The sequence below is a fragment of the Candidatus Aquicultor sp. genome (assembly GCF_054640775.1).
This window is the reverse complement of sequence record NZ_JBTSLF010000098.1, coordinates 1-10,181: the sequence shown is the minus strand read 5'-3', so window position 1 is coordinate 10,181 and position 10,181 is coordinate 1. Positions and strand designations below refer to the sequence as shown.

Here is a 10,181-nt window from a genome sequence, read left to right as displayed (position 1 = left end):
AATCCAAAGACACCCTTACAGGATTTTTCTCTCTCTTGGCAACAGCTATTTTTTTTCATATGATTGCAGGCCACCTATCTGTTAGATTGTAGTCACACTAACCGCTTAAAGCGCGAGCTTCTAGTTGGGTTGTAATTGACAATAAGATTACCTAAGCATACAAATAATACCAAATCTAGCCGCCGGGATAAAGATGTGAGGGCGCTAGATATGCAAGATAATGCAAAATAAAGAAACGAACCACCCATGGCAGTAGGCGATTCGTTTCACGCGTTCATTTTGTTGTATATTATTTTACACTTATTAAGCGCTGTTGCCAACCCGCACACCGAGCAAAAGCATGGTTTGCTCTGCCGAATATCGATGTTTTCAGCCGTTACCGGCTTATCCGGCCCAGGTCAGTCATACTGCCTGAGTTGAAATGGGAATTATAGAGGAAAATCGGGTTTTAGACGTAATTTAGTAGTAACTAGTAGTAATCAGTATCTTAATCAGTACCTAAGAGACAGTGGTAATTATGTCAGGAGGTAGTATGAAAAAGTCTGTAGGAGCAAGAACCATCGCCTTTCCAGCTCCGGCATGGATTGTCGGTTCATATGATAAGGAGGGCAAACCGAACGGCATGGTCGCCGCCTGGGGCGGTATCTGCTGCTCAAAACCCCCATGTATCGCCGTTTCCTTGCGCAAAGCCACATACTCGTATGGCAATATCGTCGAGAGAGGCGCCTTTACGATAAACATTCCTTCTGAGGATCTCATCAAGAAGGCAGATTACTTCGGTGTCACGTCGGGCAAGAGCACCGACAAGTTCGCCGATACCGGGCTTACCGCCGTCAAAGGCGAGCTGGTCGACGCCCCCTATATAGCGGAATTCCCGCTGGTCATCGAGTGCAAAGTGCTCCATACCATCGAGATCGGCCTTCATACGCAGTTTATCGGCGAGATTATGGACGTCAAAGCGGACGAAAGCGTTCTCGCAGATGATGGGAGCCCCGCCATAGAGAAGGTCAAGCCGGTCATCTATGCCCCGGCGAGTTCGACCTACCATGCGGTCGGCACCTATCTTGGAAAGGCCTTTTCACTGGGAAAGGAATTATAGGGAACGCCCTGTTGCTACGTCAAATTGCATAACCGCACGGCGTGCGCTAAGCTTGAATCATCAAGATGGCAGGTAAGGCAATAAATAAAGGCAAGAGAGGCCTCATAAACTATGGGTAGAGTGAATTGCGAGTGAATAAGAGACGCGGGCAAGAGAAGGAGAATGCCGGGCATACAAGCGCATTTATCGGATACCGGATCGTGGAGTTTAGCCGGATTGATAAGGAAGCCTTAAAAGAAGTGGCACAGCGGCTGATCCCCTACGAGAAAGAGATTGTTGAGGGCTGGATACGGCTTCAGTTTAGCGCATGGCGACCGCCAGGCCTCAGCCGCGAGGATCTTCGGCAATTATTCGGCAATCTCTTTCACGATATGCTTGCATGCATGAAGATCGGCGAACTCGAGCTTTGTATATCACACCTTGAGGAAGCGGGTGCCGATTTAGCGCACCGTAATTTCCCTTACGAGGCGCTTATAATAAGCCTGCATTTTTTAGAGGAGAGCTACCTGCAGTTTTTGCTTGAGCCCCAATCCGAGAAAACCCTTGGATGGCTGTTAGGAATGGACGAGTTTCTCCATGCGGCACTTGCCGCAATCGCCACATCCTATTTTCAGGTCCAGCGCAAGGACCTGTTAGTGGAAGCGGAGGTCGGCCGGATAGTCCAAGAAGGGCTGCTGCCCGATATTCCGCGGCGGGTTTTAGACTTAGAGGTGGCCTCGATCTATCTTCCCTCAGGAGAACGGACGAAGATCGGCGGTGATCTGGTCGATATCTTTGAGGTGGATGATGGTAAAGCCGCTTTTATCGTCGGCGATGTATCGGGACACGGCCTCGAAGCGGCCACGGACGCGGTTACGATTCGCTCGCTATTCAGGGGATTTATTCGCGAGAATCTCGATCTCACCGATTGTATGCTGAGGTTAAATCGGGCATTGGCGGCAGAGCTGGCCCCCGGTCAATTCGCCACGGCTTTGGCCGGTATTTACGATGCTTCCGGCCGCCTACAACTGATAAGCGCCGGTCATCCTTCTCCGGTTTTGTGTGATTCCAGTTGCCGGTTATTGGAATTGCGTGGAATCGTGCTTGCGGTCGATAAAGAGCCGGCTTACCGGGCAAGCGAGATCGAGCTTCATAAAGGCGCTGTTTTCCTCTCGTATACCGACGGTCTTATTGAAGCCCGCAGCGAGCGGGATTTCTTTGGCGAGGGGCGCGTTGTCTCGGTGATCGAGGACGTACGACACGCACCCGCCCGCGCCATTGTCGAGCACCTCAGGGACGAGGCCCTTCGCTTTTCCAACGGCAAGCTCAGCGACGATATGGCTATCCTTGCCATCAAGAGGTCGTGAAATTGACAACTAGGCGCAACGCTGTTTGCTATCCGCCAAAAGCGCCGTTGCCTCATCCGCAGGTACCGGACGGCTTATAAGGTAGCCCTGTATCTCGTCGCATTTGAGCGAGCGTAAGAATTCTAACTGATCCGTGGTTTCCACACCCTCCGCAACAACCCGCAAGTTAAGGCTTTTGGCCATGGCGATAATCGCTTTTGCGATGGCCGCGTCGTTTGGGTCGGTAGTAAGGGCCCTTATAAACACACGGTCGATTTTAAGCCCGTCTATTGGAAAACGCTTGAGGTAGCTAAGCGAGGAATACCCGGTGCCAAAATCGTCGATGGTGACCTGTATGCCCATATCTTTTAGCCTGTAGAGGCTGGCCGACACGCTCGTCGTGTCTTTCATGACGACGCTCTCGGTAATCTCAAGCTCTAAGAAGCTTGGGTGTAAATTCGCATCCTGTAGCGCTTGAGCAATGGTATCAGCCAGATTTTGCTGGTGAAACTGCTTCGGCGAGAGGTTCACCGCCATGCGTATCGGCGGATGGCCGGCATCCTGCCAGGCCTTGTTTTGTTTACAGGCGGTTCTAAGCGCAAAATCACCGATAGAGATGATAAGCCCGGTTTCTTCGGCAAGACCGATGAATTCCGAAGGGTATACCAGTCCCAGATCGGGGTGTTGCCAGCGCAATAAGGCCTCCATGCCGATGATTTGTCCTGAAGTGAGATCCACTTGCGGCTGGTAGTATACGGCGAACTCTTCCCTCTCCAGCGCTCTTCGCATGCTGTTTTCGAGGGCCAGTCTTTCAAATGCCTTGGCGTTCATGGCCGACGTGTAGAGCTGGTAGTTGTTCTTCCCTTGCTCTTTAGCCCGGTAGAGGGCGGTATCTGCGTTTTTCAGCATTGTTTCGGCATCCTCGCCATCGTACGGGTAAAGGCTGATACCAATGCTGGTGGTTATAAATAGCTCATGGCTCTCGAGATCGAACGGCACGCTAAACGATTCGAGCAACTTCTTAGCGACCACGGTGGCATCTTCTGCACACCGTATCTGGGGAAGCAATAAGACGAACTCGTCTCCGCCGAGGCGGGCGATTGTGTCTCCGCCGCGCAAGCAGTTTTTAAGCCGCTTGCCGACCAGCTGTAAAAGTTGATCCCCAATGGCATGCCCGAGGGTATCGTTAATGGCTTTAAAATTATCAAGGTCGATATAGAGGACCGCAAGCATTTCCGCAGTGCGGCGCGCTTGCGCCAGTGCCAATCCAAGGCGGTCGTTGAACAATATCCTATTCGAGAGACCTGTCAGTGGGTCGTAATATGCCATCGAGTTGAGCATTTCCTCAGCTTTTTTGCGCTCGGTGATATCCTCAAAGCTTTCGACTCCACCCATTATCTCGCCATCCGCGTCACGCAAGAGGTCCGCGTTTTTAGAAATCGCCCGCACCTCTCCGTCCCTTCTTTTTATAGTACATTCCCTGGCCGCAAACGGCTTTGCAACGTTGGGGGAGTACAACCCGCAGCCTTTTGCACATGGATTGAGGGCAAAAAGCGTGCACTTGTTTCCGATGGTCTCTGCTGCACTATAGCCGGTCAGCTCCTCGGCTTTTTTGTTAAAGCTGGTTATCCTACCGTCTTTATCCACTGTGAAGAGTGCGCTTGGGATAACGGTATAGAGCTGTTCCAGACGGTCTTTAGCTTCACGCAGTGCCGCTTCGGTGCGCTTGCGTTGTCTGATATCGCGGACGAAAACCTGCACGCCTTGTTTCCCCTGGAAAATAACAGGTGTAGCGGCGACTTCAACATCGATTATCTGCCCGTCGAGCCCAATGAATTTCTCCTCGGTCAGCCCTACGGCTTTACATTGTTGCATCTGCTGAAAGCGGCTCTTCACGGTTTCATGGAAGTCGGGGTGAACAAAGCTAAGCGCCGGTTTCCCGATTAAATCGCGCGGTTTTCGCGCGCCGAAGAGCCGGGCTCCGGCCGGGTTTATATAGACGATTTTGCCTTCGCTGTGAACTGCAATGACATCAGGCGAGAGTTCGACAAGGCGGCGATATCGCTCTTCGCTATCTTTTAGAAGATTCTCTGCGGACTTCCGTTTTGTTATGTCTTGTACGATTGCCACAAAAAGTGGTTGCTCTTCGGTATAAGATAGCTCAAGCCTGGCTTCAATCGGGTAGAGTGTAGTATCTTTGCGCTTGTGCAGGGTTTCAAACACTACTACGGACGTTGTTCCATCACGCAATGGCTTTACCAGGAACTCGAAGGTCTCGGGGGTAAACTCCGGCTTAAGATCGAGCGGTGTGAGTTTAGTAAGCTCCTCCATGGTATAGCCGAGGTTCTCGCACGCACCCTGGTTTACCTGGACAAAATGCAAGGTTTTGGTATCGAATACATATATCTCATTAGCTGAGTTATTAAGAATCCTGCCTAAGCGCAAGGACAGATCTTTAGCGTGCTCACGCTTATCGTTTCCCCCGGTACTGGCTTTAGGCATGGCTTATTTTCCTTTCACACTTACTTCATTAGTAAGTATCTTAGTAACTATCGGCAGAGTACCGGTTGGTTTTAGCAATTTGTAACCGACTTTGTAACATTCTGGACAACTAAAACCCGAGGAAAATGAGGTTATTTTATTGACGGCCGGTAGTAAATGCGGTATTCTGCTCAGATATGTATGAAAATACATGTAGAGAGGGGAATTACATGCACAACCACGAACAGTCATTTCTGGGCACTGCCACAGTCGGTGAGCGCGGCCAAGTCGCGATACCGGCAGAAGCACGGCGCGCTCTGGGGATCGAGCCGGGCAATAAGCTTCTATTCTTTGCGGGTCCGAACCATTCGGGACTTCTCATGGTAAAAGCTGAAGAACTCGGTCGATTAGTCAAACATCTTACCAATAAAGCGCAGAGCATCGAGCAGCTGATAAACCGGTCGGAAAACGACTGATAAAACGACTAGCAATAAAAGGACTAATAGTAGCTTTGAGAGGTGATAGGATGGAAACAATCGCAAACAGGCAAAAAATTCTAATCATGATCGGCGTCTTTTTAGGAATGCTCCTTGGAGCGCTCGATCAGACGATAGTAGGAACGGCGATGCCGCGAATCGTGAGCGAGCTTGGCGGGCTTAACATGCTCTCATGGGTATTCACTTCGTATATGCTCGGTTCGACGGCAATAGTCCCTATCTACGGTAAGCTTTCCGATATATATGGGCGTAAATGGTTTTTTATAAGCGGTATCATAATATTTATCATAGGCTCGGCGCTTTCGGGGTTATCTCAATCGATGACCCAGCTCATCATTTTCCGGGGTCTACAGGGTATCGGCGGCGGGGCGATGATGGCGAATGCGATTGCGATCATCGGTGATATCTTCCCTCCCGCCGAGCGAGGTAAGTGGGGCGGGATCATGGGTGCTGTATTCGGCCTTGCCAGTATTCTTGGGCCGCTTGTCGGCGGATATATCACCGACCATATGAGCTGGCGCTGGAACTTCTATATCAATATCCCATTCGGCATCCTCTCTGTCCTTGTGCTTCTAAAAGTTATGCCGATTATCGCCGGGCATAAAGGACGCAAGATCGACTGGTTGGGCTCGGCCGCGCTTCTGAGCAGTATTATCCCGCTTTTGCTAGCCCTTGTTTGGGGCGGTTCAGAGTATCCGTGGGGCTCGACCGAGATCGTTGCTCTTTTCTCTGTGGCGGCGGTTATGTTAATTGCATTTCTTTTTATCGAGAGCCGGGCAGAAGAGCCGATCATCGCGCTGGATTTGTTTAAGAATCAGATCTTCAGCGTATCGATGGCGACCTTATTTGTCACCGGCCTCGGCATGTTTGGGACCATTGCTTATATCCCGATTTTCATTCAGGGGGTTATCGGCAAAACTGCGACCAACTCGGGCCTCTTGCTCTTCCCGATGATGATATCAATGGTCATATCAAGCACGGTTACCGGTCAGGTAATGTCTCGGACCGGTAAGTATAAGGTGATAGGTATTGTAGGTCTCGCCGTTTCAACATTCGGCATGTACTTGCTATCGATCATGACTGTGCATACGCAAAATTCTGAGGTTGTGCGGGACATGATTTTGGTGGGCGGCGGCCTTGGGGTGACCATGCCGATCTTTTCGATCGCGGTTCAGAATGCCTTTCCGCATAATAAGCTGGGGGTTGTTTCGGCAGCGACGCAGTTCTTCCGCTCGATCGGCGGTACCGTTGGCGTTGCGATCATGGGCAGCGTTATGAATAATAACCTGAAAACCGAGATGGGCGACCTGTTGGCTAAGCATGCTCAGACATTGCGGATGCTGCCGAAGCCGATGATGCAAAGTCTGCAGGACCCGAAAATGATGATGAACGTGGGTGATCTTAAGAACGTGATGGCCAAGCTGCCACCCGTGGCGCAAAAGCCGTTCATGGTCATATTGGGGGATTTACGCCTTGCGCTCTCCGATAGTATAACCGGTATTTACTTGATCGCCACTTTTATTATGGTAGCCGGCGTTGTGCTTATGTTCTTTATGAAGGAAATCGCGCTCCGCAAGACCCACCACGAACGCCCGGCGATGCAGGAGGCGGGGGCCGAGATGCTTTCAGAGCAGGCCGTTTTGCTGCCCAAAGACGAGCCGGCTTTCGACTAATCGCCGGTTACTTGGTTTCGATTAATCCCTGGACCAGGAGCCTGGAAACCTCAGCGCGGGTAATGGCGACATTCGGTCGAAGCTCTCCCGTGGGGTAGCCCCCTACCAAGCCATTCTCAACGGCGACGGCAAGGTGTTTCTTCGCCCATTCCGGCATATATTTTACATCGCTAAAGCGGGAGAGGGTGGCGGCAACCTCTTGCGGGGAGATGCTCCCGGCGCGGGATTTGAACGGTGAAGCGTTGATAATCGCTTTGATGACCTGCGCCCTTGTCGCCTTACCTTGAGGGTCAAAGAGCGTCGCCCCCGTCCCGTCAAGATATCCGGCTTTTACCACACTATTAATATAACCAGTCGACCAGCTGTGCGGGCCGACATCGGCAAAGCGTTTCTCCGCAGTGTCGATTGGAGAAAGGTTAGCAGTTTTTGCCAGGAGGACGGCTAATTCCTGTCTGGAGATGACAGCTTCGGGGTGAAACGTCCCGTTGGGATAGCCGTTCGCTATCTTACTATTCGCGAGTCGAAGGGTCGCGTCTGACGCCCAGTGACCGGCCGGCACATCGAGGAAGCTCGACCCTTGCTGGATATTTACCGGCGCGCTCGCCTCGCCCTCTACGATGAAGTCCAAGATGGTCCTGCCGGCCGACCCGATATCGTCTTCGCCGGGCGCGACTTCGAGAATGATCTCGTTGCTTTGCTGTCGCTCTTCGAATTGTTCGACCAGGGCCGGCAGGGTTTTCGACGGCCTTGATGGTGTTGGTTCGCCGGCATGCGCGATGATCACGGCGGGGCCCGGTGTGAGGGTGCCCGGCATTCTGAACGGAATAACCATGGTTTGCCGGTTTCCATTGAAGCGGTTCTCTTCCGTCCAGGGAGTATAGTTATCTCGACTTTTACAACTGTTCCCGCTGCGGGCTTCTTATCCAGGACTTTAATAGCGTCGATGCGGATTGCTTTGCGCGCTCTGGTCACGTCCGCTTCGACGGTGATCGTTGAGATAGTGACTTTTTTGAACCGGTTGGTTGCAAGCATAGTTATCGCGTCAATCAACTCCGAGAACGAGGATTGGGCGACATCGTTGTCGTCAAAGAACATGTTGTCGCGTATGAGCGGTTTTGGAAGCCCCTTGGCTTCAATCTTAAACTTCACCCTGGCTGTGCCTCGAACTGCCCGGCCCAAGCGGTGGCGTCGGCTGAACGGATTGGTTGCTTCCGGGTACCAGCTTCATATTATACTTCGACAGATCGCTGTCCAGTTTGTCCTTTATCTGCCGGCGGGTGATGCCGGTGCAGCACAGCGGTATTTGCGGCGGATAGAGCGTAAGCGTACCGGGATGCGCCTGGCTTTGCTCGGATGCCGCCGCAAATGTTGGAGCTATCCTTAGCCTGGAGAATGTTTGACCGGCGATGGTAATCGGCTTTATGCCGACAGTCGATGTCGATACGGCAGTTGGCGTAGTATCCACCTTGAGCATGTCCTCGATCGGCGTTACGCCCCCGATTGCCTCATCGGTAAGTATCCCCATAGAAAGAGAAATGGCGCCGACGACCTTGCCGTCGATGATAACAGGGCTCCCGCTCATTCCCTCTGCGATTCCGCCTGTTTGATCGATAAGGTCTCCGCTCGCCTTGATCAGTATGATGTTTTCGATTCCCCTGGCCAACTCCGGCGCATTGACGACATCCAGAACCTCGACGTTAAACTCAGAGACTCCCGTACCCTTAACTACGGTTCTTGCAATCCCTTTCATCCCCGGCTTTACATCGGACAGCGGTATTATGGGAAGACTCTCGGCAAACGCAGGGGCGGCAGAGGCCAAGACGAGTATAAGAAAAAGCCCGATTAAAGCTGCCAATAAAGCGGGTCGTTTCATAGTACCTCCCGTTTTTGTAGATGAAATCGTAGACAAAATAACAGACAGCGAAATGGCAATTAGCGCTCTGTTTCGCATAAAGGGTATTCATCCAAAATGTTGGTTCGCAATGATACCGGTACACTTATACCCTATTTTGTTAGTAGTAGTCGTAGGAGCACCGAAACTCATAGGGAGGACATGAGGTTTAGGCAGAGATTGTTGTACTGTAAGAACTCATAGATTTTTCATAGGGATAGCACTGCCAGAGTTCGAATCCAATCCGGGGAGCACTTTTTTAGCGCACGATAACTCTTGAAAAAACCGCTTTGTAGAGCGGTTTTTCGTATTTTTGCCTACAGTTATGGGGTACGGATATGGGTTATATACTACTCTCTAACTCCCAAGAGAATCCGCAAAATCCGTAGATACGCTCCAATCACTCCTTTCCTTTTGATGCTGATTATATAGATAATTTTCGTCAAATAATAAAAGATGAATTTAGCGAACAAGCTAATCGTGATGGATCTATCGGACTAACGTTTAATCGCATATATTTGCTAGCTGTTAAAGGGTAGCAATTCATGCATGAAATAGGCAGCAAATACTATATGCGCCAGGTAGAAGCAGATATGAGAAGCTTATCAGACACTCCTGAACCCTCCTGTAGTCTGAGGCAACCGTGGGCAACAGGTCATAATTTACGAATGTCCCGAAGATGTCCCCAGAGCTCCAAAGAGTAATTATGGGAGTTTTGGTCTTGCAGGCTGATAAAGATTATTGGTTGAGTTTCGAGTTCATATATTTGTTAATATGGTACAAGATGGTCTTGTAAAGATAATAACCAATAGTAGAGGGTCTTCTTAAGAATAGGTTGTAAGGAGAATCATGATTATTGAAGAGCTAGTTGTAAGCTACCTGGATACGAATTGTTATATAGTGGCTGATGAAAACACAAAAGAGGCGATTCTTATTGATCCAGGTGGAGACGAAGACCAGATAATAGAGCTGATAGATAAAAGGGGCTTTAACGTTGAGTATATCGTTTTGACACACGGTCACTGGGACCATGTGTTCGGAGCACAAATGGTTGCAAAAAGAACTGGTGCGAAGGTTTGTATTCATGGGATGGATATGTTCTTGCTGAATGATATAAGCTTCGTCCCGGCTTATATGCACGATGAGTTGCCGGAAGAGAAATTAACAGTTGATGTGGAATTATCGGATGGTCAAATCCTAAGTGCGGGCCTTATT

9 protein-coding genes are annotated in these 10,181 nt (G+C 50.5%); 5 read left to right on the top strand and 4 right to left on the bottom strand.

Going from position 1 to position 10,181, the window contains the following annotated elements; all coding sequences use genetic code 11:
- Positions 1-532 precede the first annotated feature (532 nt).
- The gene (locus tag ACYC56_RS09035) at positions 533-1,099 is read left to right on the top strand and encodes a flavin reductase family protein (RefSeq protein WP_461373855.1); all 567 of its coding nucleotides are present in this window, start codon (positions 533-535) and stop codon (positions 1,097-1,099) included.
- Between the two features lie 131 nt (positions 1,100-1,230).
- Positions 1,231-2,445 carry a PP2C family protein-serine/threonine phosphatase gene (locus ACYC56_RS09030; protein WP_461373854.1) on the top strand — a complete coding sequence of 405 codons (1,215 nt, stop codon included), beginning with the start codon at positions 1,231-1,233 and terminating at the stop codon, positions 2,443-2,445.
- Positions 2,446-2,454: 9 nt separating this feature from the next.
- Here the strand turns inward: ACYC56_RS09030 and ACYC56_RS09025 are convergent, their stop codons facing one another.
- Positions 2,455-4,926, bottom strand: coding sequence for a sensor domain-containing protein (locus ACYC56_RS09025; RefSeq protein ID WP_461373853.1), 2,472 nt, complete (start codon positions 4,924-4,926; stop codon positions 2,455-2,457).
- A 209-nt stretch (positions 4,927-5,135) separates the two neighbouring features.
- Between ACYC56_RS09025 and ACYC56_RS09020 the strand changes: the two genes are divergently transcribed.
- Entirely contained in the window at positions 5,136-5,381 is a 246-nt protein-coding gene (locus ACYC56_RS09020) for an AbrB/MazE/SpoVT family DNA-binding domain-containing protein (protein WP_461373852.1), read from the top strand.
- A 50-nt stretch (positions 5,382-5,431) separates the two neighbouring features.
- The gene (locus ACYC56_RS09015) at positions 5,432-7,075 is read left to right on the top strand and encodes an MDR family MFS transporter (protein ID WP_461373851.1); all 1,644 of its coding nucleotides are present in this window, start codon (positions 5,432-5,434) and stop codon (positions 7,073-7,075) included.
- 7 nt (positions 7,076-7,082) lie between these two features.
- On the opposite strand, the gene ACYC56_RS09010 is transcribed toward ACYC56_RS09015, so the two are convergent.
- Genes ACYC56_RS09010 through ACYC56_RS09000 form a run of 3 tightly spaced genes read right to left on the bottom strand, consistent with a single transcriptional unit; the run spans position 7,083 to position 8,948 of the window.
- Positions 7,083-7,889, bottom strand: coding sequence for an S-layer homology domain-containing protein (locus ACYC56_RS09010; RefSeq protein WP_461373850.1), 807 nt, complete (start codon positions 7,887-7,889; stop codon positions 7,083-7,085).
- Complete coding sequence (locus ACYC56_RS09005) at positions 7,856-8,224, bottom strand: hypothetical protein (protein WP_461373849.1); 369 nt, start codon at positions 8,222-8,224, stop codon at positions 7,856-7,858. The genes ACYC56_RS09010 and ACYC56_RS09005 overlap by 34 nt, the downstream gene beginning before the upstream one ends.
- Positions 8,214-8,948: a SpoIVB peptidase S55 domain-containing protein gene (locus ACYC56_RS09000; RefSeq protein ID WP_461373848.1), complete on the bottom strand. Its 735-nt coding sequence runs from the start codon at positions 8,946-8,948 to the stop codon at positions 8,214-8,216. Before ACYC56_RS09000 ends, ACYC56_RS09005 begins: the two co-directional genes overlap by 11 nt.
- A gap of 867 nt (positions 8,949-9,815) precedes the next feature.
- On the opposite strand from ACYC56_RS09000, the gene ACYC56_RS08995 reads away from it, so the two are divergent.
- Positions 9,816-10,181 (top strand): MBL fold metallo-hydrolase (locus ACYC56_RS08995; RefSeq protein ID WP_461373847.1); only part of this gene is annotated, 366 nt, incomplete at its 3' end.